Annotated in this window: 23 protein-coding genes and 1 tRNA gene (1 of these 24 only partly in view); 13 read left to right on the top strand and 11 right to left on the bottom strand. The window is 56.4% G+C overall.

Going from position 1 to position 24,441, the window contains the following annotated elements:
- Positions 1 to 27: 27 nt before the first annotated feature.
- The 3 genes from FAES_RS26110 to FAES_RS26100 are packed head-to-tail and all read right to left on the bottom strand — an operon-like array spanning position 28 to position 3,453.
- On the bottom strand, positions 28 to 1,407 hold the full coding sequence (locus tag FAES_RS26110; protein WP_015334201.1) for a serine hydrolase: 1,380 nt from the start codon (positions 1,405 to 1,407) through the stop codon (positions 28 to 30).
- Complete coding sequence (locus FAES_RS26105) at positions 1,355 to 2,440, bottom strand: aminotransferase class I/II-fold pyridoxal phosphate-dependent enzyme (protein WP_015334200.1); 1,086 nt, start codon at positions 2,438 to 2,440, stop codon at positions 1,355 to 1,357. Before FAES_RS26105 ends, FAES_RS26110 begins: the two co-directional genes overlap by 53 nt.
- Complete coding sequence (locus FAES_RS26100; RefSeq protein WP_015334199.1) at positions 2,437 to 3,453, bottom strand: dipeptide epimerase; 1,017 nt, start codon at positions 3,451 to 3,453, stop codon at positions 2,437 to 2,439. Before FAES_RS26100 ends, FAES_RS26105 begins: the two co-directional genes overlap by 4 nt.
- Before the next feature lie 162 nt (positions 3,454 to 3,615).
- On the opposite strand from FAES_RS26100, the gene FAES_RS26095 reads away from it, so the two are divergent.
- The gene (locus tag FAES_RS26095) at positions 3,616 to 4,797 is read left to right on the top strand and encodes a cation:proton antiporter (protein WP_041258418.1); all 1,182 of its coding nucleotides are present in this window, start codon (positions 3,616 to 3,618) and stop codon (positions 4,795 to 4,797) included.
- 98 nt (positions 4,798 to 4,895) lie between these two features.
- On the opposite strand, the gene FAES_RS26090 is transcribed toward FAES_RS26095, so the two are convergent.
- A complete protein-coding gene (locus FAES_RS26090) occupies positions 4,896 to 7,727 on the bottom strand; it encodes a carboxypeptidase-like regulatory domain-containing protein (RefSeq protein ID WP_015334197.1) in 2,832 nt (943 codons plus the stop codon).
- Between the two features lie 302 nt (positions 7,728 to 8,029).
- Here FAES_RS26090 and FAES_RS26085 point away from each other — a divergent pair, with 302 nt between their 5' ends.
- The 4 genes from FAES_RS26085 (at position 8,030) to FAES_RS26070 (ending at position 10,523) form a co-directional block, all read left to right on the top strand.
- Positions 8,030 to 8,554: a hypothetical protein gene (locus tag FAES_RS26085; RefSeq protein WP_015334196.1), complete on the top strand. Its 525-nt coding sequence runs from the start codon at positions 8,030 to 8,032 to the stop codon at positions 8,552 to 8,554.
- Between the two features lie 111 nt (positions 8,555 to 8,665).
- Positions 8,666 to 9,184, top strand: coding sequence for a hypothetical protein (locus FAES_RS26080; RefSeq protein WP_148289456.1), 519 nt, complete (start codon positions 8,666 to 8,668; stop codon positions 9,182 to 9,184).
- A gap of 92 nt (positions 9,185 to 9,276) precedes the next feature.
- Positions 9,277 to 10,074 carry a hypothetical protein gene (locus FAES_RS26075; protein ID WP_015334194.1) on the top strand — a complete coding sequence of 266 codons (798 nt, stop codon included), beginning with the start codon at positions 9,277 to 9,279 and terminating at the stop codon, positions 10,072 to 10,074.
- Positions 10,071 to 10,523, top strand: a complete 453-nt coding sequence (locus FAES_RS26070) for a hypothetical protein (RefSeq protein ID WP_015334193.1) — start codon at positions 10,071 to 10,073, stop codon at positions 10,521 to 10,523. The genes FAES_RS26075 and FAES_RS26070 overlap by 4 nt, the downstream gene beginning before the upstream one ends.
- Before the next feature lie 8 nt (positions 10,524 to 10,531).
- Here the strand turns inward: FAES_RS26070 and FAES_RS26065 are convergent, their stop codons facing one another.
- Positions 10,532 to 11,722, bottom strand: a complete 1,191-nt coding sequence (locus tag FAES_RS26065; RefSeq protein WP_015334192.1) for an AsmA family protein — start codon at positions 11,720 to 11,722, stop codon at positions 10,532 to 10,534.
- 96 nt (positions 11,723 to 11,818) lie between these two features.
- The gene (locus tag FAES_RS26060; RefSeq protein ID WP_310589942.1) at positions 11,819 to 12,139 is read right to left on the bottom strand and encodes a hypothetical protein; all 321 of its coding nucleotides are present in this window, start codon (positions 12,137 to 12,139) and stop codon (positions 11,819 to 11,821) included.
- A gap of 126 nt (positions 12,140 to 12,265) precedes the next feature.
- On the opposite strand from FAES_RS26060, the gene nhaD reads away from it, so the two are divergent.
- The 5 genes from nhaD to FAES_RS26035 all read left to right on the top strand — a co-directional run bounded on the left by nhaD (position 12,266) and on the right by FAES_RS26035 (position 17,078).
- On the top strand, positions 12,266 to 13,564 hold the full coding sequence (nhaD, locus tag FAES_RS26055; RefSeq protein ID WP_015334190.1) for a sodium:proton antiporter NhaD: 1,299 nt from the start codon (positions 12,266 to 12,268) through the stop codon (positions 13,562 to 13,564).
- 474 nt (positions 13,565 to 14,038) lie between these two features.
- Entirely contained in the window at positions 14,039 to 14,380 is a 342-nt protein-coding gene (locus tag FAES_RS29345; protein WP_148289455.1) for a YtxH domain-containing protein, read from the top strand.
- A gap of 156 nt (positions 14,381 to 14,536) precedes the next feature.
- Positions 14,537 to 15,577: a YrzE family protein gene (locus FAES_RS26045; protein ID WP_015334188.1), complete on the top strand. Its 1,041-nt coding sequence runs from the start codon at positions 14,537 to 14,539 to the stop codon at positions 15,575 to 15,577.
- Between the two features lie 79 nt (positions 15,578 to 15,656).
- A complete protein-coding gene (locus tag FAES_RS26040) occupies positions 15,657 to 16,412 on the top strand; it encodes a hypothetical protein (RefSeq protein ID WP_015334187.1) in 756 nt (251 codons plus the stop codon).
- Between the two features lie 24 nt (positions 16,413 to 16,436).
- A complete protein-coding gene (locus tag FAES_RS26035; protein ID WP_015334186.1) occupies positions 16,437 to 17,078 on the top strand; it encodes an LEA/WHy family protein in 642 nt (213 codons plus the stop codon).
- 760 nt (positions 17,079 to 17,838) lie between these two features.
- Here FAES_RS26035 and FAES_RS26030 read toward each other — a convergent pair.
- The 4 genes from FAES_RS26030 to FAES_RS26015 all read right to left on the bottom strand — a co-directional run bounded on the left by FAES_RS26030 (position 17,839) and on the right by FAES_RS26015 (position 21,613).
- Positions 17,839 to 17,925, bottom strand: a tRNA-Leu gene (locus FAES_RS26030).
- 133 nt (positions 17,926 to 18,058) lie between these two features.
- Positions 18,059 to 19,468, bottom strand: a complete 1,410-nt coding sequence (locus FAES_RS26025) for an MBL fold metallo-hydrolase (protein WP_015334185.1) — start codon at positions 19,466 to 19,468, stop codon at positions 18,059 to 18,061.
- 87 nt (positions 19,469 to 19,555) lie between these two features.
- Entirely contained in the window at positions 19,556 to 20,449 is an 894-nt protein-coding gene (locus FAES_RS26020) for a ChaN family lipoprotein (RefSeq protein WP_015334184.1), read from the bottom strand.
- A gap of 93 nt (positions 20,450 to 20,542) precedes the next feature.
- The gene (locus tag FAES_RS26015; protein ID WP_015334183.1) at positions 20,543 to 21,613 is read right to left on the bottom strand and encodes a branched-chain amino acid aminotransferase; all 1,071 of its coding nucleotides are present in this window, start codon (positions 21,611 to 21,613) and stop codon (positions 20,543 to 20,545) included.
- Between the two features lie 289 nt (positions 21,614 to 21,902).
- On the opposite strand from FAES_RS26015, the gene FAES_RS26010 reads away from it, so the two are divergent.
- Positions 21,903 to 22,316, top strand: a complete 414-nt coding sequence (locus FAES_RS26010; RefSeq protein WP_015334182.1) for a DoxX family membrane protein — start codon at positions 21,903 to 21,905, stop codon at positions 22,314 to 22,316.
- A 79-nt stretch (positions 22,317 to 22,395) separates the two neighbouring features.
- Here FAES_RS26010 and FAES_RS26005 read toward each other — a convergent pair whose 3' ends face one another.
- Positions 22,396 to 22,962 (bottom strand): cob(I)yrinic acid a,c-diamide adenosyltransferase, encoded by a 567-nt coding sequence (locus tag FAES_RS26005; RefSeq protein ID WP_015334181.1) that lies wholly within the window; start codon positions 22,960 to 22,962, stop codon positions 22,396 to 22,398.
- Between the two features lie 217 nt (positions 22,963 to 23,179).
- Between FAES_RS26005 and FAES_RS26000 the strand changes: the two genes are divergently transcribed.
- Complete coding sequence (locus FAES_RS26000) at positions 23,180 to 23,698, top strand: hypothetical protein (protein WP_015334180.1); 519 nt, start codon at positions 23,180 to 23,182, stop codon at positions 23,696 to 23,698.
- Positions 23,688 to 24,441: the 5' portion of an S-adenosylmethionine:tRNA ribosyltransferase-isomerase gene (locus FAES_RS25995; RefSeq protein ID WP_015334179.1), read on the top strand. Its footprint extends 443 nt past the window's final position; the window shows 754 of its 1,197 coding nt (coding positions 1-754); the start codon lies at positions 23,688 to 23,690; the stop codon falls past the right edge of the window. The genes FAES_RS26000 and FAES_RS25995 overlap by 11 nt, the downstream gene beginning before the upstream one ends.

Here is a 24,441-nt window from a genome sequence, read left to right as displayed (position 1 = left end):
TATTCCACAGTTAATTAACCAGTTGACTCATTCTCCATACGTGAGTTTGAAGCGGCTTAAATCGGGTTGGCGGGGTTTCTTTCGGGTGGCTTCGTAGTCGTAGATAAGCCGACCCAGATTGCCCATGAACGGGAAGCCCACGGTATCGTAGTCGTACTTGTCATCGTTGAAAATGCCGTCGCTGTTGCACGAAATCATGGCCGTGACCATAAACTCGATGCCCTTGTCGAAATCCACGATATAGGCGTTGTCGAGCAGGTAGCCGTAGGCGTCGCCTACCTTATTGAAAATCCGGATCGAACTGGGCAGGGGCGTTTTTCGGTCGCCAACCAGCAGAAATTTGCAGTAGCTATCGTACAACGCCGGGTCGGCCTGGTAGTTGGGCCAACGCGTTTCGCGGGGCAGCTGCGACATATGCTGGTACACAAACCGGTAGTCGTCGGGCGTCAGCTGAAAGCGTTGATTGGCCGGTACGGCTTCGGGAAAGAGCACCGCCCGCAGAATCGCCTGTTGCTCCTCCAGCGGAAAACAGTTGCGGCCCGTAAAGTCGAACGGCTGTTTCACCAGCGAATCGCCCGCGTAGAACGAACCCCCGGCCATGTAGCCGGTCCCGCGCAGGATGCGCTCCGCTGGCGCAGGCGTGTGATCACAAAATTGAGCGGGCAGCGACGTCATTAGCCGGGCCAGCGTGGTATCCAGCGTTTTCGTGAGCTGACCCATATCGCTGATCTTGACGACGGGCGACGTGTTTTGATTCGTCAGAAACGTAACCGGGTTGGTGTGCGCGTTCTGATCGGGCGTTAGCGGTAGCGAAAGGCGGTGCGTGAACCGGTGACCGAGGTAGCCTTTCGCCCGCAGGTCGTCGTTGAACGCACATTGACCCAGCAGTTCATACAGCCGGTTATAAGCGTCGTTATCGCTGACGAGCAGGATTTTTTTGGCGTAGTGCGTTACCGATGGTTTTCCGTTGCGGGCGGTGGTATCGCGCCACACCCGCTTTTGCCCGCTGTAGGCTGAGTCGGTGATCATCGGCGTGTCGCGCGGGATACCCAGCTTATTCAGTTTTTCCAGCGCCATCAGCACCGCCGGTAGTTTCACCGTACTGGCCGGATAGAAGTAACGATCCTTATCGACCCGGTACTGAAACGTGCGGAACGACGGCCGATTCTGCGCGTCGCGGTCGATCTGCGTGTAGATAATCTGCACGTCGTGCCGCTCGGGATGGGCCAGTACCGCGCTGAACTGGTCCGGCCGACTCGCCAGCAGATCGGCCAGCAGCTTGTCCGTTTTACCCAGATTGGGCGATTGGGCCAGCGCCGGGGTCGCTGCCAGGGTGGCGCAAAGGAGGGCGACGCTACAATACGTGCTGAATCGCCTCGGCCAGTTTGTCGATGTCGTTGGGTTCATGGTACGCGCTGATAACGATGCGGGTATTGGCTTTGTCGGCCGGGGTGGGGTAGGCGAATGAATAGATGAAGATGCCCTGTTTAAGCAGCTTCGGGTACAGTTCGTCGTGGTCGGTGTAGAAAACGGGGTAACCTGCGCCGTGCGTAAACAGGCCCGTAGGTATCAGCCGTTTTTCGGCCAGCGTTACGTTGTCATCGAGTCGTTTACGCGCGTCTTTGTACAACGGACCGGCGTGTACGAATGCATAGGCATAGGCGGGCGGCATGGGTGAACAGGCGCCGAAATAAGCCGTTCGGCGCAAATTTTCGATCAGCAATGACGGCCCCAGTATCACGCCGCCTGGCAGACCCATCGCTTTCGCCAGCGACGCCGTCACGACAAACGTGACGTTGGGCAGTTGCTTCTCTACCAGTTGGGCCAGTTCCGGGTAGATGCCCCGACGCCCGTGCAACACCCCAATGCCGTGCGAATCGTCGACAACGAGCAGCACCCGCCGGTGCCGAATGCTGCTCAGCCAACTGAAATCGTAGTACTCACCCCGCAGTGCATCCACCGAGTTGGTCAGGATGCAAAGCGGGCGTTGGTCGGCGGGGTCGAGGGCGGGTAACAGACCTTCGGGCGTAAACGGCACAGTCTGGGCCTTGAGCAGCGGATGCCAGAGGGCTGGGTGTGTACCCGCCGTTTGCAGTACGAGCGCATCGGTTGCCGGCTGTCGGGCCAGCCAGTCGACAACGACCTGCCCCGCCACCATGCCCGACGAGGTGGTAAGCGCCGCCGCCGCCCCGGTCCACAGGGCTAGTTTCTGCTCGGCTTCTTCGTAAATCGCCAGTTGCAGGTTGCCGTTGCGCGACGAGCCAAAATGCAACCCGTAGCGCGCTATGCCTTCGGTCAGCAGCGCCTGCATCTGCGGGTGTTGGGCGATGCCCAGATACGACGTACCCGAGAAGAACAGGTACGTTCGCTCCGGTCCGCCGTCGCGGCTGTGCACGATAGTCCGGTTGGGCTGTTGGTCGATGGTGAAAGGATGGTTCATCGGAGGGCGGCGCCGGTGCCGTTATCGGTTGCGTAGATGACCCGGCCATAGTCGAAGGTGACGCCCGTGGCCGGATCATTGGTAATCAGCAGGGTACCGTCCATATCGACGTAATCGAGCAGGGGGAGCAGGTGTGCGATGGCCGAAATCCCCACGCTCGATTCGGTCATGCAGCCAACCATCACGCGCAGGCCGCGCTGCCGGGCTTCGGCGATCATCCGGCGGGCGGGCGTCAGGCCGCCGCATTTGGTGAGCTTCACATTGATACCGTGAAAAAAATCGGCGCAACGGGCCACGTCGGTTTCCACGATGCAGCTTTCGTCGGCAATAATGGGCAGCGGACTGTCGGCCCGGAGACGCGCCATACCGTCCCAATCTGACGCGGGCAGCGGCTGCTCCACAAACTCGACACCCAGGTCGATCAGCTCGGGCATGAACGCCATCGTCTGGTCGGCAGTCCAGCCGCAGTTGGCGTCGATCCGGAACACACTATCGGTCTGTTGTCGCAGCAAGCGGAGCGTCGCCATGTCGGTTTCCTGCCGACCTAATTTAATCTTATATACCGGCCAGGGGAGTTCGCGGAGCTTGGCTGCCATCACCTCGGGCGTGTCGAGGCCGATGGTGTAATTGGTGAGTGGGCGCGGCGTGGTATCGTCGAGGCCCCAGTGTTTGAAAAGCGGCTGGCCGGCGCGTTTGGCCACAAGGTCATGGGCGGCCTCATCGAGGGCGCACTGGGCAAAAGGATTCGTCTTCAACCCATCGTGGACGGTTTCCCAAAGCCCTTCGGCGGTGGTCCAGTCGGCGGTTTCGACCAGCGAACGTACCTGGCCGAGGTCGGTCATCATCCGGTCGATGGTGATGCCGTAGTAGGGGTTAGCCGTGGCCTCACCGAAGCCACTGAGCGGGCCATCGCGCAGTTCCACAATCAGCGTCTGCTGTACGTCGCGGCTGTCGTGAGCAATGGTAAACGTATGACGAAGCCGCAACTCGAAGCGGTGTAAAATCAGTTCCATGCGCTCAAATTACCAAACACGCCTAACTTGGTAGCAAAAAGAAGTTTGCGGTTTATCGTGTAAGGGTCAAGGTTGCCTAACGAGGTAGCCAATGCAGCGTCAGCCATACGCCTGCGTCAGTCAACTTTACCCGTTAAACCGCAAACGGCAAACCAGTTTACTTTGGCTACTTCCTACTTCATCATTGCCCTTAGCACCGCCGTACTGATCTCCTACGCGTTTGACCTGCTGAGCCGTCGGTTTCGGACGCCGCCCGTGCTGTTGCTGCTGCCGATGGGGGCGCTGTTGCGGCTACTGACCAACTCTTTCAACCTGACCATCCCCTACGTACCGGAGGCCATCTCGACGCTGGGTACGTTGGCGCTGATTCTGGTGGTGCTGGAAGGTGGCCTCGACCTGAACCTTGAACCCCAGCGATTTAGCCTCGTTCGGCGCACGGGGCTCACGGCCCTGCTGTCGATCGTGATCACGACGCTGCTGCTGGCATCGATGCTTTTCGTGCTGCTCGACGAGTCGTTTTATAAATGCCTGATCAACGCCCTGCCGTTCAGCATCATCAGCAGTTCCATTGTGGGGCAGGCCACCCGTGTACTGTCCGACGGGCAGCGGGAGTTCATGATTTACGAGACGTCGTTTGCGGCCATTATCAGTATCATGTTGTACAACTTCCTGATTGTCAGCGATCAGTCTGTGCTCTCGGCGACGTTTGGGTTTGTGCGTGACATCCTGGTCATGGGCTTTATCTCAATCATCTGCTGTTTTGCCCTGCTCTACCTGATCGGGCGGATCAACCACCCGGTTAAGTTTCTTCCCATCATTTCGGTGCTGCTGCTGGTGTACGCCATTGCCGATATCTACGAGCTGTCGTCGCTGGTGCTGGTGCTGATTTTCGGGCTGTTTCTGAACAATACCGAACTCTTTATTCGCGGTCGGCTGGCCGAGGTCTTCAAGAGCGATCTGTTTGAGCGCGAACTGGAGCAACTCAAAAACCTGACGGCCGAAGGGGCCTTCATCATCCGCACGTTTTTCTTTCTGCTGTTCGGCTATTCGACCAACCTGTCGGCGCTCATCGACACCGATGCGCTCATCGTGGGGGCGTTGTTTGTGGTCGTCATTCTGGCGGTGCGGGGCGGGCTGCTCCGGCTGCTGTACGTCGGGCGTTTCCGCCCCCTCAACTGGATTGCCCCGCGCGGGCTCATCACCATCCTGCTCTACCTGAACATCCCCGCGTCGCTTAAGCTAACGGGCTTCCGGGAAGGTATTCTGGCGCTTGTTGTCATCATCACCTCCGTCGCCATGACCATCGGCACTATCCGCTACAAACCGGAAGGAGAGGGAGTTTGAGGTTTAGCGTTTAAAGTTTAAGAGCTCAGGTTTAAGGTTAGTGCGGTAACCAATACGAGCAACGGAGCGCGCAAACGTCAAACCTTAACCATCAACCCTTAATTCTTCGTGAACCGCTTGTATTGCACGGGGCGGCTGTTGGGTGCAAGGTCGATGTCGAGCTGTTTCTGCTGACCACCCGTTTCTACGTTGTACGTGATTTGCTTGCGGTTGGCGGGCGTTTGCACCGGAATCACCGAGAGTTGATACGTACCCACGGGCAGGTAGAGCGTAAACCGGCCGTCAGCGTCGGCGTAAGTGCGGTAGAGTTCGCCCGCCGCGCCGGTCGTTTCAACGCGGTACTGTTCCAGATCGCAGGGTTGGTTGTCGTAGCGGGCGCGTTGGCAGCGCAGTTGGCCCGCCGTACGCCAGGTTTTGCGGATACCCAGTTCCAGTTCGACCGAGTTGACGACCTGCACCGTATCCTGAAACCAGACCGGCTCACCCGTGCTCAGCTTGCTGACCGCCCGGATGGTGTAGGTACCGCGCGGAATGTCTTTGCAAACCACCTGCCCTTTGCGGTCGGTCAGCATCGACGTTTCATTCACGTTCACTACCAGATCCGGCAGGTACTGCTCGTTGCCGTCTTTCCGCTGGTTGTTGTTTTCATCTTCGAAAAACCGCAGCCGCATCGTCCGCGACGACTGCCCCGGCAACCGCCGGAATGTCTTGGCCACTTCAAGCCGAAGCTGCGTATCCTGCCCCGGCATCGCCGATAGCTCCGACAACAATTGCCCATACGACAAGGTATTGATGTCCAGATTGAAGCGTAGCGTCGGGTTGGCCTGGAAATGAATCGAATTGTAGAGCAGGCCATTCCACGATTGGCTCGTGCTGTTGTAGGTGAGACCCGCGCCGAGGTTAGCCCGCAGCCGCCCGTCGAGCAGGTTCACGTGCGCCGTTGGCCCCACCGACAACTGCCGGAAGCCCGCCGGGTTACCCTGCCCCGTCTGGTAATCGTTGATGAGGAAAGGCCCCTGCTGATACAGCGCCGTCAGGGTCAGGTTGCCGTAGCCCACCGAGCCAACATACCGCATCGACGGTACCCGAAACGCATTGGTTGGCGGCGTCACCAGATCGAAGCGGCCCGCGTCGATGCCCGCTTCAAGCCGGGCGCCCAGCCGGGTTTCGTAGCGTAGTGAGGCCATCAGCCGGTACGAGTTGGCCCGCTGATTGACGCCGCTGGGCAGCGCCTGATCCTGAATCCAGACGTAAGGCCGCAGCACGGTCGTCAACCGCCCAATCTGCTGTGCCCAGTAGAGATCGGCCACGGTGTTACCGTATTGTCGACTCGTTAGCTCGCTGGGCGTGCTCAGTACCAGCTGGTTATACTTGATCTGGCTATAACGATAGGCGAGCCGGGTCGAGCGCCATTTTTTCCAGGTCAGGCTGTGTTCGAGCAACGTAGCTCCCCGCTGAATGCCGCCATATACCGGGCTGCTGATGTAGGCCGAGGTGTAGAGGTCGAGTGATTTGGTCAGGTGGTTGAACGAGCCGCCTGCCGCCCAGCCCGTGAGTTGCTGGCGACCCGCTTGGGCGGGTGAGTACTCATAGCTGTTGCCCACGCGCAGTTTCAGCGTCGATTGGGCGTTGAGCCGCCATTGGGCCGCCGCGTAGTGCAGGAGCCCCGCCCGTTCGAGCCGCCGTTGCTGGTAAAAACTGCTGCTCAGTTCGTAGCGCGCCTCGCCCGGCAGTGGCAACGTACCCGATACGCGCATGGAATACGTCTGGTCGGCGAGTGGCTGCGTGGCCTGAAACTGCGCCACACTGTTGCCCGTGAACGGCACCAGCCCCGCCAGCCAGTTCGACTGGTTGCGGAGCGCCCAGCCTTCGACCCGCGTGCCATTGCTGAACGTACCTGCCGCCCGCACGCCCACACCAATCAGCGATAGTTCATGCATGTCGTAGAGGTTACCCACGTGCAGCTCGAAGTCGTTCTGCTGGTAGTGCACGTAGGTGTCGCGCAGTTCGTGGTAGTTCAGCTGGGCGTAGTTGAGGTAGTACAGTTTGAAATCGAGACGCCCTTTGCCCACCGTCTGCTGCCCCCAGGTACGTAGTTCGTTGACCAACCCCGCCCGTCCGAGCTTACCCACCCCCACGGCCACCCCAAACGGCGACTCGCCCAGCAAGTCCCGATCGGTAAAGCGTTTGGCCGACGCCAGCAGTACCGGCCGACAGATAATACTCCCCAGAAACGGCCCTGATCTATCGGGTTTATCGCCATCCTGCACCTCAATCGTGAGGTCGTAGCGGCGGTCGCGGGTGAGGGCGCCGGTGGTGAGGCAGGGAATGTAGAGAGTCGAGTCACGGTTGTTGGTCAGTTTGGCTTCCAGAAAGGGGCGCGGAAGCCGAAAGCCGTCGGGTAGCGAGTACAGCCGGATGCGCACGACGCGGGCGTGCGGGCTCTGGTTGGAGAAACGAACCGGCACAAACAGCGTATCCTGGCCGGGTGCCAGCAGGGGGGCGTCATCGAGCAGCGTGAACGACAACACCGAGGGGGCATTGCGGTTGGGCTGCACCATAAACTGGCTAACCGACGGCTCGGCGACGTTGGCCTGGGCCGATTCAATGCGCACGGTACCAGCCTCACCCGTCCAGGTACGTTCGATCATGAACTTAAGCACGACCTGCCGCGTCGAGTGCGCGCCCAGCGTCAGCTTGGTGGGTAACTGAGTCAGCAGCCGAAACGCCTTCGGCGCGGTTAAGGTTAGCCGCAAATCGCTGCTTTGATCCGTGGGATTTGTCAGCGTAATGATGTTTGAAAACGTTTCGCCCGGCGTGCCATCCACTTGTTTTTGAGCCACGCCAATAATACCGGCATAATTATTGTCGAGCGCCGAAATCGTGTGCCAAAAAAAGAGAAGTAACAGAGAAAATACTATTTTTTTCATGTCGCCGGATAACGCTAGTCGTAACCGATAAATCTGCGCTTGTAAAACAAATGAACAGTCTATCGTATTTGAGTATTACTGACAGAATTGATTGGGTGACGTCACAGGCTATCGGGTAAAATTTTTATGTACTTATAGACAAGGATACTATTTGTAAAATTTTTTATGGCTGATTATCAGTTACTTGAAATAGTTATATCCTCTTTTTTTACAACAAAAATAAATTGCAGTGTGACCATATGAAGGGTGCATGATCTTAATGTGCAAACAACCAGATTTTAACAATAAACACTTAGATACTCATGCATTCTTCACTAATTGCCACCCTTCGTACCGCCGCTTTTATGGCCCTTGTTTTTGTTGGTTTTTCGGCTGCTTCAGCGCAAGCGCAAACGACCGGAACGTCGACAATGAATATTACGGTAAAAGACGTTTTACAACTGACGGTAAATACAAAAACAGTAGACCTCGTTTTTGCCACACCCGAAGATTTTAATAAAGGAGTAAGCGCTACCGTAAACAACCAACTGATGGTTACGTCGAACCGCCCCTATGAACTGAGCGTGAAAACGGCCGGCGACCTGACCGACGGAACCAACAAGATCCCCGTCAGCAACATCTCGGCGCAGCCGGTAGGGCAGGGCATCGGATCGGCCAAGCTGATCTCGGGCCTGTCGACGACCGATCAGGTGCTGGCGTCTGACGTACCGCCGTCAATGTCGAAACCCATCACGATGCAGTATGCTACGGCCGCTAAAAACGAAGCGTTCCTGGTTCCTGCTTCGACCTACACGACCACGTTGACCTTCACCGTATCAGCGAAATAATTACTCACCACGCACTGCATGCCCCTCCCTGGCCAAAGGCCTCATGGCCGGGAGGGGTTTTTTAACAACCTGACTCATCTCGGTCTCACCTCATTACGCTTTATCCAACCGATGAAATCCACTATTTTGCGCCGCGCCGTTATGATCTTATTGCTGGCGGGCGGTCTTAGCATCGGTCCGGTGCTGGCACAGTCGTCGGGCAACGCCACCATGACCGTGAATCTGGCCGACGTGCTGCAACTGACTGTCAACACGGCCACCGTAACGCTGAACTTTGCCACCCCCACCGATTACAAGAACGGCGTCTCGTCGTCGGTACCGAACCAGATTTCGGTTACCTGCAACCGGGCCTACGACCTGAAAGTACGAACCACCACCGCTACCCTCACGAGCGGCGCCAACACCATCCCGGTGAGCAACGTGTCGGCGCAGGCTAACTACACGGGGCAGTCGGCGGCCAATCCGAGCGTTGCGCTCAGCACCACCGACCAATCGCTGGCTACGGGTGTGCCCGCGTCGATCAGCCGGCAGGTTAACCTCAATTATTCGACGAGCGCGGGTAATCAGGATTTTCTCAGACCGGCCGGGGCCTACACCACCACCCTGACGTTTACGGCCGTAGCCAATTAAAAAATAGGACGCCGTCGGCCGCGAATCGATTCGGGTTGGAATACTCTTTGACAGATGATCATCAACTAATTGATAAACATCGACGCTGCCCCATGAAGTACGCCTCTTTTTTTTGCCTGCTGCTTTGCCTGCTGGCCGGTCAGCTAAGGGCTCAGTCGGGCTTCCAGGTTGAACCGCCCAAACTCTTTTTCGACGAGCAGAACGGGAAGCTGACGCCCATGCGCATCAAGCTGACGAACCCGACCAAGGTTCGGATGGTGATTCGGGCGAGCTGCGCCGACTGGCGGCGTGATTCGCTGGGCGAAAAGCAATTTTTTGCCGCGGGCAAATTGCCCAACTCCTGCTGCCCTTACCTCAATGTGCAGCCCGAAACCGTGGAACTGCTGCCCGGTGGCGAACAGACCATGCTGGTGTCGCTCAATCCCGATAAGCCCCTGCCCGCGCAATTGCACAACGGCATGCTGATGCTGTCGCAGATCAACGAGCGCGAGATTGCCGAGGCCCAAGGCGTGAAATCAGGCTTTATTTTCAAAGTGCAGCTGGGCGTGCACCTGTATCATACACCGCGCAACGTAACCCAGAAAATGATCGCCATCGACACGGTGGCGTTTGCCAAAACGAATGCGGATCGGCTGGTGCGGGTGCGGGTGAATAACACGGGGAGTCTGCAACTGGAGAGCCAGATGCGCGTGGAACTGACCAACATGAAAACTGCCGAAGAGGTAAAACTGGAGCCGATCACGGTCAATTCAATGCCCGGTGAGCGCATCTGGGTACGGGCCCCCCTGCCCGCCAAATTACCTGCTGGCCGGTATCTGGTCATTACCATTATCGACAGTGGCCCCGACGTACCGTTGCAGGTGGCCGAGCTGGAAACCGATATGCAATGAAAAGGGGGGGACTGCTGCTGGTTGCGCTGCTGATGACGCTGGCGGCCAATGCGCAGGTATTGAGCTTTCGAATAAGCGGGAATCCAACCATCAACGTGTCCAACACGGCCGATTATGCCAATGGGGTCACGCTCTCGCACAATACCCTTCAGATGAGTTTGTCGGCCCTGTCGGTGTATTCCCTACAGGTCAAAGCAGCCGGTAACCTCAACAATGGCATGTACAGCATTCCCGTCTCGCAGGTGCGGTTGCGGGTTACCAACCTGTCGGGCGCTACGGGTGGGGTGACGCTGAACACCGCCTACCAAACGCTGGCGTCGTTCTGGACGCTGCTGCCGGCCTACAACGTACCGGTAACCATCGAGTATAAACTGGCCGGTGGGCAGGAAATTCTTCGACCCGGCGGTGCCTATACCACCACGCTTACCTTTTTGCTCACGGCTCAATAACGCGGCGGCTACTTTTTGTCGTTAGCCGCTTTGCGCTCGGCCCGTCTACGTTGCCGTTCGGCTTTGCGCGCTGCCCGTTTTTGTTTGCGTTCGGCTTTCCGCTCGGCGCGCTTCTCCTTCACACTTTCCTTAAATGACTTGAAGGCGTCGGTAAAGGTGATGTCGTTGTCGAATTTCTTCTCGAAGGCCGACACATACGCGTTGCGCAGAACCCCAAAAATGGTGGGCCATACCGGCGTTTTGATGTCGTCGATGGTGCCCGTGAGCGGAACCCGCGTGGCAACCTGATCGCGTTTCTGGTTTTCCAGCACCTCAGAGCCTCCTTCGGCCAGGAGTTCGGTAAAAAACCGGCCTATGGTGCGTTTCTCGCCCGGCTCCTTCAGCCGGAAAATCGTCATGTCTTTCGTGAGCGGCTTCAGATACCCATTGAGCTTCCGGTCGTTCATGGCCATCTCCGAGAAGACGCTCATCGTGCCGCCTTCAAAGTCGACATTGGCGTAATGGCGGGCCAGTTCGTTGAGCTTCACAAGCTGCAAGTCATTGAACTGAAGGTCATAATTGAAATCAGGGATGTCTTTCAGCAGGTACGTATTGGCGCTGAACCGCATGGTGCCTCCGTAGCCAGGTACGTCGCCCGTGAGCCAGACCGGCGAGGGCAGGCTGCCGGGTTTCTCGTCAACGTTCCGAATATTTTTCAGCTCGCCGTTTACCTTCTGCAATGACAGGTCGGAGCCGGGGTTGGTCACGAGGTTTTTCAGGTCGATACGACCATCAAACAGGGCAAAGCGGTTGATCTGAATGGGCAGCAGGTCTTTCACCACCTTCGTCCAGTCGGCCCCTTCGCCGGTTTGGCTGGTGGCTTCGTTTTCACTGAAGGCAAAATTGAGTTCGGGCTTATAGCATTCGACCTCACCCACAAGCCGCCCTTTGAACAGCGCCCGCCATTCGACCGACAGGTCGCTTTTGGGAATGGACACGAACGGCTCTTTCACCTTGCCGTTGACCTTCCGAATCACCAGGTTGTTGATCTGATAAGCGCCCCGTAGCAGCGCAATGTCGATGTCTTCGACGTGCCCGGTATAGTCGCCCAGGTCGGCCAGGGTTTTGTTTACGTACCTAAGCACGAAATACGGCAGTAAGAGCCGAGCCACCACGATCAGTACGATCAGGGCGATAAAAATCTTGACGGATCGTTTCAAAACGTTGAGTAGGAAAAAACGAGCTAGAATGGATAAGGTATGACTGATGCACTAGCTGGCGCGGCAACAGGGTGCCCGAGCAGGCTAAGTCATCAGTTATGCCTCATCATTCCTATGTCTTACAAACGCCCAGAGGGGCCTTTTGTTGAGATAGGTTAGGTTGGCGTCGTTGGCAAATGCCTCACGTTCAAAGCGAATGGCGCGGTAGGCTGCGTAATGCCCCTTGCCCCGCAGACGCCAGTAGCCATACTCGGCAAAGTACCAGAGGTAAAAGGGCAGAATGCCCAGTTCGAGCTGCTGACGGAGGTGAATGCGCTCATGATTGAGCAATTGGGCCGACGGATTGGGGCGCCGGATCAGCACAAATGGCCAGATGGTCATGCCATTTACCCACAGCCAGGGAACAACGAGAATCAATTGCGGATTAAGAAGTAAGGGTGATGAACGAAGTCTCAGCCCGTAAACACGGAACTACAGGCCAAACATTCCACCCGGCTGTGCCTTACCAGCTCGACTGTCTGTTCTCAACGCCTATTACGCCACTTGCCTGTGCTACTGATCGCTTTTCTACTTGGTTATCTGCTGATTACGCTCGAAGATGTCATTCACCTGAATAAAACGGCAACGGCCCTCATCACGGGCGTGCTGTGCTGGACAATCTACGCGCTGAGCGGGCATCAAGTTGGGCATGGCGTGAGCGAGCAGTTGGGCCACCACCTGGTCAGCATTGCCGAAATCCTGTTTTTTCTGCTGGGGGCCATGACCATCGTCGAGCTGATCGACGCGCACGACGGCTTCACCCTCATTACCGACCGTATCGCCAGCCGCAGCACCCGCACCCTGCTCGCGATTGTGAGCCTGCTCAGTTTTTTCCTGTCGGCCCTGCTCGATAACCTGACAACCTCTATCGTGATGATATCGGTGCTGCGCAAACTGGTACGCGACCCCGATCAGCGGCGCATCATGGCCGGGATGGTCATTGTGGCGTCCAACGCGGGTGGTGCCTGGTCACCCATCGGCGACGTGACTACCACCATGCTCTGGATTGGCGGGCACATCACCACGCTCAATGTGATCCGGACGTTGCTGCTGCCGAGCCTGGTGGCGATGCTGGTGCCGCTGCTGATCCTGATGTATCGGTACCCCGCTACCACCACCGTTTTCGTGCCGTCGACCGACGAAGAGGGCGTTAGTCGGCCCTACGTAACGAAGGTAGCCCGCCGCGACCGCCGCCTTATGCTGTCGATCGGGCTGGGCGGGATGCTGTTCGTGCCCATCTTCAAAACCGTAACGGGCCTGCCGCCCTACATGGGCATGATGCTGGTACTGGGGGCGATCTGGGTGGCGTCGGAGCTGATTCACAAAGACAAAGACGAGGCCGAGCGCGAACCGCTGACGCCCGCCTACGCCCTGCAAAACATCGATACGCCCAGTGTGCTGTTCTTTCTGGGGATTCTGCTGGCGGTGGGGGCGCTGGAAAGCGTAGGGAGCCTGCGCGCCATGGCCGACTGGCTCAACCAAACCGTGGGCAACATCGACCTGATTGTGCTGCTGATTGGGTTGGCGTCGGCGGTGGTCGACAACGTACCTATCGTGGCCGCGGCGATGGGCATGTATGACCTGCAAACGTACCCAGCCGACAACAAACTGTGGGAATTTCTGGCCTATTGCGCCGGTACGGGCGGTAGCATTCTGCTCATCGGCTCGGCGGCGGGCGTGGCCGTGATGGGCATGGAAAAGCTCGAATTCGGCTGGTACCTGCGCAAGATCAGCTGGTTGGCCTTGTTAGGCTATTTGGCCGGTGCCGGAACGTACCTGGCCATGATCACGTGGCTTGGCTAAACGGGCGAATGCAGACTAAGACCAGATGATGGCCTGCGACGTTGAGGCCTTCCTAAAGCTGTATACCTCGCTGCTTGGGACAATGTTAACCGAGTCCCTGGTTAGTTGTGATGACCATTACACCTTAGGTCAGTTACTCTGGCGGCGCTCTGCCTCTGTGCCAGCCTGCACGTCAGCCAGTTAAGGCTCGATACAGGACTACGGCACTACGATTCTGGTCATATACCATAGTATATAATGGCTATGAGGGATAGGGCAAACTACGTAAAAATATACTAATGTATAAATACGGTTTGCGGGGCAAGCACACCCCAAGCTGAGTATAATGATCTACAAAATACCGTAAAAGGCGTTACAAAGAGTTGCCGTAAATTGCTTATTACTAACTAATTAGTATAGGGGTAACTTAAATGGCATGATCTTTTGGGTGTGGACCTGACGATTGTCGTACTCAACTTTTATACACTCAACGTTATGTTTTTTGACACAAAAAAGTACCCTCAGGACTACCTCACCGATAAAACCTATCTGGCTGGGGTACTTACAGGGTTGATCGGCGGGCTAGCCATAGGCTTGCTGTTTGCGCCCCGGTCGGGTAAGGATCTCCGCGACCAACTTTCAGAATCCATTGATGATCAGACGGATGCCGTACAGAAGCAATGGAACAAGGCTAAGTCGCAAGCAAAGGACGCGGTCAATACCTTGAAAGACGAAGTAAGCACTGTCGCCGATAAAACCGGCGATGAAGCCGACCAACTGGCTGATGATGCCAAAGACGGGTTCGACAAACTCAAAGATAAGACCCGATTTTTCTAAGCAGTTATAGCCTGCTGGCTTTTCTGATTTACTCAACAACCATGAAAGAATCCCTGATTCTTACCGAATTGGGGATTCGTCTTTACTACCGAGGATCACCAGTAAAGATCGGTGACGATCGCTTGGCGAAACTCATTTTCATTCAGACCTAACGTTATGGAACGCGAACTTTCTTACTCAACTGAGTCGGTCTACGGCCGCACTAATTTTATGAAACGCATCTCGTGGAGTGCGGTTTTTGCCGGCGTACTGGTGGCTATCGTCAGCCAGATGCTGTTAACCTTATTGGGCCTTGGCATAGGGCTGAGCACGGTCGACCCGGCAACAGAAGCGAACCCAACTGCGGGACTAGGCACAGGTAGCGCCGTCTGGTATATCATCAGCAGCCTGCTGTCGCTGTTTATTGGTGGTTGGATTGCCGGCCGCCTGGCGAGTGCACCCCGCCTGTTCGACGGGCTCATTCATGGCGTATTGACCTGGTCTCTGGCCACGTTGCTGACCATTTACTTCCTGACAACAACCGTTGGCAGCCTGATTGGCGGCGCAAGCCGACTGGTGGGTAGCCTGGTGCGCACCGCTGGTTCGGCCGTTGCAGTAGCGGCGCCCGGTATCGGCAACGTCGTGGAAGGTCAGTTGAAGCAGAACGGCATCGATTTGCAAAACATTGACCTGACCGACCTGAAAGAGGAAGCCAACCGGCTCCTGCGGCAAACGGGCGACGCCAATCTGAATCCGAATACGCTGGAGCGCAAAGCCGAACAGGCCGGGCAGCAGGCCAAAACAGCGGCAGACCGGGCAGCGGCCAACCCGCAGGCAGCCGATGATATCGCGGGTGGATTGTTTAGCCGACTCTTCAAACAAGGACAGAATACAGTCAACAGCGTCGATCGGGACGATGCAGTAAACGTGGTGATGAAGCGGACCGGAAAAAGCCGGGCGGAGTCGGAGCAGATCGTCGACAACTGGATCAGCACGTACAAACAGGCTGCGGCCAAGTTTGAACAAACAAAGCAGGAAGCCGCTGAAAAAGCACGGCAGGCAGCGGATGCCGCCGCCTCGGCCGCCTCGAAGGCCGCCATTTTTGGCTTCTTCGGGCTTTTGATCGGGGTTGTTGCTGCCGGGTATGGTGCCAAGATGGGTACCGAGTCGAAAGACAGCGCCAATTCAATGGATCGTACCATTGGGGTGACCCGTTAATAGCCAGCAACGAGAGCCAGATTGTCGCTCAATTTGGGTGCCTGTCCGGCTCTTTTTAGGCCCTTTTCTTTGGTACGTGATGAAAACAGCCCGTCATTATATAGCGATGCTTGGTCTGCTTGTCGGTGTCTCTTCGGCAACCTACGGACAGGATTCGACCAGCGTTCAGGCCGTCAGGCCGCCGCTACCCGCTAGCCATACCTTGTTTGCAGGCTTGCAGGTTCCGTTAAACTACACCGTTGGGTACCGGTATCAGGTCAGCCAACGCATCTCGGTGCAGGCGCAGGGTGGGCTTATCGCGGCGCCCTTCGACCGATACACGCTGGCGTTGATGGAAGGGTTTGGCCTGGACCCGACCCTGAGCCGGGTAATCGATCGCTCGTTCCGGCGCGGTAGTTCGGCTAGCCTCGGGGTCAATATACACGCCAACTCGCCCTGGTACGGCGGCTTGTTTGGGCAGTACACCTACTTCTCGGCAGGGCCGATCACACCCGCTGACGGTCTTAGCGTGTATTTCAAGCAGGATTTTTCCGGATTCGGCCTGCTCGACTCACCCTCGTTTGTCTTCAACCTGCAATCAAGCCTCTGGCTGGCCGGTCTTCGTGTGGGGCGCTCGTTTCAGTTTGGCGACTCGCCGTTTGGCCTGGCTACCGAGCTGAGTCTGAGCAAGATTGTCGCCACCCAAAATACCTTCTCGTCGAACCGGGCGCTGGTCGATGGGCTGGGCGTTACCCAACGGCTGTACGGCAACCTGAATAATGAGATCGATACCAAACTTCGTCAGCACGGTTTTCTGCCTACGCTCAATGTGCTGCTTACGTATCGACTACGCTAACCACCCCTGTAAATCAGTACATCTATGAGACTGTCATTCAAACTAGCCCTGCTGGCTACGCCCCTGTTATTTGCCCAATGTGGTATTAACCGGCAGGTACAGCAGGCCAAAATGTTGGGTAAAAGCCAGTATGCCGTTCGGTCCGCCGATAGCATCACCATCGCGGGGTACGACGTTCGGGAGTTCAAGGACATCCGGCAACTGGACGATATCAATCCCCTCAAGTACCCCCGAGTCGCGGCCGGGTTGTTAAGCCGGAACGTTCCGTTCAGGGCCAATATCAACCTGGAGATCGTCAACCCGACGAACGACATCGCCGCGATCAATCAGTTTGAGTATCGGCTGTTGCTGGCTGGCAACGAGTTGGCCACAGGTACCGTTCAGCAGCGTGTTGAAGTGCCACCGGGCGGTGGAAAAGTGATTGTGCCTATTCCCGTAAACGCCAATGCCTATGAGCTGGTAACGAATGCCTCGACCCGAAACGCCTTCGTCGATCTGGTTCGAAATTTAGCGGGCAGCAATCAGGTGTCAGCCTCACGCGTTACGCTGAAAATCAAGCCGACACTGATGCTGGGCAACAAACAGGTGAAGTATCCCGGCTACATCGACATTGACAAAGAAGTAACCCGCGACATGCTCCTGACGGCGCAGAAGCCCAATCCGTAATCGATTGGGTGGCGCTTTTGTCCGCCGCATAGCTTGATCTTGCTACTTCTTGGTTACCTCTAAATGCCTCAGGGCCGTATTTTGCTAGCATAGCGCGTTACGGCCCTGAGGCATTTAGAGGCGTAGTAACTGTCTGGGTACGTTAGGTGCCACACAGTCTGGTTCAGCCAGCGTTCGGGAGGCCAATAATGGTCTCGTATTGGCCGAGTGCAGAAATCGAAAGGAGGGTTAGCTAAAGCGAACTAGGCTTATGAAGAGGTGTCAGCAGTTCGTAAGAAATAATCAGTGGTTGGCCTGATTGTAAGGCGCGGTCGTCCAGTATCCGAATCCGGTTTGCGCTCGGAACGACTAAGTATCCCTCATCTGATGTAAGCCGCTTTCCTCCTGAACGAACCATTACGGTCCGCTCATCAATACCAACGGGCAGATTAATGGCTGTACCTGATTGTGTCTTGCCTGGACGTACCACCAACGAAAAGACACGTTTTCGCTGATGCTGATTAGCCGTTAAAGCGTATTGGGGAGGCGACTTTAAGCGACCTGAGTCCTGTTTTGATATCGTCGACTCGTTCGGTTGTAGCAGGCTGATCAAGCCAGTGCAGACGGCTAGTAAGGAGGCAAACGTCATGGCAAAAGCATGGTGTTAGTTTGTCTACAAACGAGAATACGTTGCTTTACCGCTATTTATTTCCGATTCTATACTGAGCGGTGAAAACGCATGGCCAGACAATAAAAAAGCCTGCTAGTAATCTAGCAGGCTTGGTGCCGAAGGCGAGACTCGAACTCGCATGTCCGTAAAGACACACGCCCCTGAAACGTGCGTGTCTACCAATTTCACCACTTCGGCAGATACTTTCCCTCGTGTTGGGACTGCAAAGGTAATAGGCTCAAATGGCCTTTTGCAAGGGTTTTTTGAAAAAAATGTTGCTGGGCTGGTAGACCTATAAGGTTTTTTGAAACCTTATAGGTCTAGGTAGCGGCTACAGCTCTACCCGCTCGTACAGGTCGGGAATGACAATGTGCTGAAAACCAGCGGCGGTCAGTTTACCTTTCCAGATGAGTTGCTTCTCGTAGTCACCATGCACTAGAAAGAGCGTTTTTACGGCGGCAGGGTTCTGGCAGCTTAAAAATTGCAGCATTTCGTTGGCGTCGCCGTGGGCCGAGAGCGAATCCATCACCTCGATGTGGGCACGTACCTCGAATTTCTCCCCGAAAATGGTCACCTCCCGGTCGCCACGCTTCAACACGCCGCCGAGGCTATTGGGCGACGCATAGCCCACAAACAGGATAGTCGTGCTCGGGTCTTCGATGTTGTTTTTGATGTGGTGCTTGATCCGCCCCGCCTCGGCCATGCCCGAGGGCGCGATGATGATGCACGGCCCCGGCCGGTTGTTGATCGCCTTCGAGTCTTCTACGTCGGAGATGTAGTGCAGGTTCGGGAAATCGAAGGCGTCGCCGTCCTTCTTGATGTAGGCCAGAATCTCTGGGTTGAAGTTTTCCTCATGATCCTGCATCACGCGCGTCGCACTCACCGACATGGGCGAGTCGATGTAAACGGGAATGACGGGGAGTTTTCCTTCACTCGAGAGCTGATCGAGGGCGTAGATTAATTCCTGCGTCCGGTCGACGGCAAAGGCGGGAATCAGCAGCTTGCCCCGGTTGTCGACACAAGTTTCCTGCACAATCCGCAACAGGTGGGCTTTCATGTCGGGCTCCGGCTCGTGAATCCGGTCGCCATAGGTCGATTCGCACAGGATGTAGTCGGCCTGCGGAAACGTCTCGAAGGTGCGCAAAATCTTGTCGTCGGGTCGGCCGATGTCGCCACTGAAGAAAACGCGCTTCTCGGTAGGCTTGCCGTCGGCACCCGGCTCTTTGATGCTCAGGCTGATGGCGGCACTCCCTAGCAAATGGCCCGTATCGGTATACAGAAAGCTGATGTCGGGTGTCAGGTACGTCCGTTTGCCGTAATCGACCGGCTGCATCTGGTCAAGGGCCTGCTGCACGTCATCTTCGTCATAGAGCAGTTCCAGTTCGGCCTCGCCCCGGTTCTGACGGCGGCGGTTCACGCGTTCGAGGTCTTTTTCCTGAATCCGGGCGCTATCCCGCAACATGATTTGGCAGAGGTCGATGGTAGCCGGCGTGGCGTAGATAGACCCCTTAAATCCCTGCCGAACCAGCCGGGGCACCAGCCCTGTGTGATCGATGTGCGCGTGCGATAGAATCAGCGCGTCGACCTCGCCCGGATCGAAATGGAATTCCTGATTCAGTTCGTCGGTGTTGATGCCTTGAAACAGGCCGCAGTCGAGCAGGATTTTGTAACCGCTGCTGGTTGTGATGAGGTGCTTACTGCCCGTTACGGTGCGGGCAGCGCCCATAAATTGAATGGTCATGGTTCAGGTAATGCCGAAGCTCCAGCTTCGGTTGTCTATGCCGCGTCGCGCAACCGAAGCTGGAGCTTCGGTGCTATAACCTCAAACTTAATACGTCTTCGTCATATCGGCGGGAATTGCCAGTATGTAGGTAGCCAGGCCTTTCCAGTCGGGTTTAGCTTTCAGAATGGCTTCGGCTTCAACCGACGAAATCGTGACAATGTTTAAATCGGGCTTCTGCTGGCGCAGGTACCAGACGATCCCCTCAAAGTTTTTGGAGTGGTAATCGCCGTTCAGGTGCAGAAATGTCTGGCCCGGTTTCCAGTTTTCGAGGATGAACCGCGCCATCGTGGCGTCTTTCAGCGCCTGCGCCCGGGCAAAGTTTTCGGCGGCGCCATTGGCTTGGGCGCTGGTTCCCGCTGAGGCCTGCCCGCCGTGGGTTCCCATCATGTCGAGCATCCCCTTGTAGCCGGGTAGCGTCAGGTCGACGGTGAGTGGGAGGGAGGCCATTTGCCGTTTGTCGGCTGCCGATAACGTATCGAGGGCGGGCAGCCCCTGCCTGGCGACTAGCGAGGCAAACCGCCTGGGTACGTTGGTGGCGATGAAGGGCAGTTTCTGTTCGCGCGCCAAGTCGACAACGGGCCGGTAGTCGGTGTTGTAGTTGGGCCATAGTCGCGCCTGCTGGGCAAACTCCTTGGCCGATAACTGCCCACTAACGTACCCAGAGAGGGCTTTCTGGTTGTCGGCTTCAAACATCTCGGCCCCCAGCACAAGCTGCTTACCCCGCGCCTGCACCAGTTCCTGCATCAATTGCACCTGAAGCCAGTGGCAAATCGGGTTGTTGTGCAGTTCGCCAAAGAGCACTACGTCGGCCTTGGCGGCATCGCGCGCCAGTTTGTCGAACGATGTGGCTTTGCCCGTTTGGGTAAAAAGCTGGTAAGCCGGTCTGTCGCTCCGGAAGCCTGCCGTCAGCAGGAAGCACAAAAAGAACAGTAAACGCATAGGGATAGGGTAGAAACACGTAGAGACCGTTCTGGCGATGCGGCAAGCTGTTGCCACACCGCCAGAACGGTCTCTACGTATAAAATGGAATGCTTAGATCTTTACTGCCCAGCCGAACGGATCGTCAATTTTGCCCGTGCGGAGGTCGGTCATGTAGTCTTTCACGCGAACGGCAAATGAATCGGCCGGGGCGCGTTCGGGAAGCATATAGTCAGTTCCTTCGTAGCCGATAGCCTGGAAAGGCGACACCACAACGGCCGTGCCCGCACCAAAAGCTTCGGTCACCGAGCCATTCTGAATACCTTCGATGACTTCATTGATCGACACTTTCCGCTCTTCGACGGTGATGCCCCAGCTCCGGGCAATCTGCACGATGCTGTCGCGGGTTACGCCGCGCAGGATCGAATCCGACGTGGCCGGCGTAACGAGCTTGCCGTCGATGATGAACATGACGTTCATCGTGCCTGATTCTTCGATGTACTGGTGATCGGTCGCGTCGGTCCAGATCAGCTGATCGTAGCCAGCTTGTTGGGCCAGCAGGGTGGGGTACATCGAACCGGCGTAGTTACCCGCGCACTTGGCGTAACCCACGCCGCCCGGTGCCGACCGAATGTAGTCGAGTTCGACTTTTACTTTCAGCGGCTTGGCGTAATACACACCAACCGGGCAGGTGAAAATGCAGAACCGGTAGGTCTTCGACGGGGCTACACCCAGGAACACATCGGTCGCAAACATATAAGGACGAATGTAGAGCGAGCTGCCCGCCTGATTGGGTACCCAGTCGGCATCGGTGCGGAGCAGGGCTTCCAGACCGCCCATGAACACCTCTTCCGGGATGGTAGCCATACACATCCGCTTAGCCGACTCGTTCATACGCGCCCAGTTGTCGCGGGCGCGGAACGTCAGCACGTCGCCCGCCTCGTTCTTGTACGCCTTAAGGCCTTCGAAAATCGACTGACCATAGTGCAACGACGACAGGGCTGGATTGAACGAAAAATCGCTGAAGGGCACGATCCGCAGGTCGGTCCATTCGCCATCGACATAATCGGCCACAAACATGTGGTCGGAAAAGTGCTTGCCAAAGGGCAAGTTGTTGAAATCAACTTCCTTGATGCGGCTCTGCGGCACCTTCTGCATCTCAATCTGGAGCAAGTCAGTCGTCATGGTATAGGGATGCGTTTGCTATCTGATGTCTGTCGTTTAACGTTGGCCTTCACCATCAACCTGTTGGGTATTGCCGTAACGCGAAACGTCAGGCACGAAACGCCAAACGCATAATTAGTTGCTTTGACAACAAAAATAGAAAAATACGCGCTCGGTATCACGGGGTTAGCCGTAAACTAAACAATTTCTTCGCGGAAACGGATAAATCGCCTGACTCGTCGTTTTCCATAGGATAGGTCTGCTACTGAGCCAGACCGCGTCGATTCATTGATTTTTGCCTCATGTACGTATGAAAATGTCTGATCAGTTTTTGGCTTACCTCTTATTACGCCTCACCATTGGCATCAATTTCTCGTTCCATGCCATTTCCCGTTTTGCCAAAGGCGTGGGCGCATTTCGTGACAAAATGGTGGCCGATTTTAGTCAGACCCCATTGCCTGGCTTTGCCGTGTATGTGTTTGGCACCGCCCTGTCGTATATCGAGCTGATCCTGGGTTTGCTATTGACCATTGGCCTCTTCACCCGCGTATCGGCGTTTGTGGCGGGTGTTCTCATGATGGCCCTGACCGTGGGTACGTCGTTTCAGCAGAAATGGGACGTGGTGGCCTCGCAATTGATCTATTCGATCATCTTCTTCATCCTGATCTGGGCGCATCAGTCCAACTACTACTCCGTTGACCGGATGATGCTGGGCAGAGACTGATTACCGTGAACAGTATGCCGTGGCAGGTAAGAGGCTATCGGTGCCTATTTATTCGCTACGGCATACTGTCTACGGTGGCTTACACCCTCGGCTCCCACGTAACTTCCTCGGCGTCGAGTTCCTTCGCCATTTTGCGGCTGAGCACAAACAGGTAATCCGAGAGCCGATTCAGGTACGTTAGCACAAGCGGGTCAACCGGGCCGCCGAATTGTTCGGCGTCGTCGTTGAGCGCGATGGCGAGGCGTTCGGCCCGGCGGCAGACCGTTCGGGCCAAATGGCAGTACGACACCGACGCGTGCCCGCCTGGCAGCACAAACTGGCGTAGCTCGGGCAGGTCGTCATCCATCGTATCCATCTCGTTTTCCAGGCGTGTTATGTCATGGTCGACGATAGCGGGCAGCGCCTTGCGGATCGTCTTACCCGGATCAGTCGCCAGCTCGGCCCCGACCGTAAAGAGGCGGTCCTGAATCTCTTTCAGCAGCAGCCGACGATTGGCGTTAATCGGCTGATCGCGCAGCAGCCCAATCCAGGCATTGAGTTCATCGACCGTGCCATACGTGTCGATTCGCAAATTGGCCTTGCTCACCCGCCGGCCACCAATGAGCGATGTCTGTCCGGCATCGCCCGTTCGAGTGTAAATTTTCATATATCAGTGGTAAGGTGAACGCGGACGAAACGGAGGCAAGGGATATACACCGATTAATCGAATGAACCAGATGCCTGCACAGGTGAAGAAAAGCAAGTGGCGTGCAGGCATTGTTGAAATAAAAATCCGTGTGCATCCGCTGCTTCCGTTCAATCCGCGTTCCAATCAGTTAACAGTCGTACCTTTGCAGCCCATTTTCACTTGTTAAACCAAAGCTATGCGCGCTGGTTCTTTTTTTATCCGTACCTGGCGGATTCTGTCCATTCTGGGTTTTGTTGGGTTGCTGTTAAGTAGCTATATCTCGTATCCGATCGACGTTGCGTTTCGGTTCAACGAAGAAGGTCAAGCCGTGAAGTATTTCAGCCGGGAAACCGTTTTTTATACCAGTGTGGCTCTCTTCATTCTGGTTTATGTGGTCACCAACGCCGTGGCGAAGCTGTTTCCTAAACTACCCGCCGACAAAATTCCGAACCCAAATCCGGCCCAGTGGCAGGGCTACCGGCAGGAATTGGCGGCGGTGTACGTCGACTGGTTCTATGCCCTGGCTGCGGCGTTCAATACCATCCTGGCGCTGGGCCTGATGGTACTCTCGTTCTTGAACAATAACAACCGCACCAACGTGGGCGCTTCCGATTACGCCTGGTTGTTGCCGCTCAGTACCGCTATTCTGGGTATCGTGATCGTTTCGCTACCCGTGCGGCTGATGATGAAACCCCCGGTCGACGATGCTGCCTGATTTAGTACTCGATCAGTTTCAATACGACCTGCCCGACGAGCGCATTGCCCGGTTTCCCCTGTCGCAGCGCGATGGGTCGAAGCTGCTGGTCTACCGACAGGGCCAACTCGCGCACCATACGTTCCGCGAACTGCCCGATCTGCTCCCGCCCGACAGTTATCTGGTCTTCAATAATACGAAGGTGATTCCGGCGCGGCTGCTTTTTACCCGCGCTACCGGTGGCATCGTCGAACTGTTTCTGCTAAACCCCGCCCCCGCCGACCGCCCGATTACCAGCGCGATGGCCGATCTGGGCGAGACCATGTGGCAGTGCATGGTGGGCAACCGGAAACGCTGGAAAGCCGATGAAGTCTTGCAGATGCCCCTTGGCGATACCGTGTTAACCGCCGAATGGGCCGATGCTGATACCAACGAGATACGGTTCCGCTGGCAACCCGCTCCTGTTTCGTTTGCTGAAATCGTGCAGCAGGCGGGGCAGATGCCGCTGCCGCCTTACCTCAAACGCGCTGCTACGGAAGCCGACAGTACCGCCTACCAGACCGTTTATGCCCGGCAGGAAGGCGCCGTAGCAGCACCGACAGCAGGCCTGCATTTTACCGACGCAGTTTTCGATGACTTGGCCCAACGCGGTATCGCCCACGATACACTGACGCTGCACGTGGGCGCAGGTACGTTCCAACCGATCAAAACGACCGACGTGCGGGCGCATACCATGCACAGTGAACAGGTCATCTACACGCAGG

The organism is Fibrella aestuarina BUZ 2 (assembly GCF_000331105.1).
GTDB classification, from domain to species: Bacteria; Bacteroidota; Bacteroidia; order Cytophagales; family Spirosomataceae; genus Fibrella; species Fibrella aestuarina.
The sequence above is the reverse complement of the archived record's forward strand: the minus strand, read 5'-3'. Positions and strand labels throughout refer to the sequence as shown.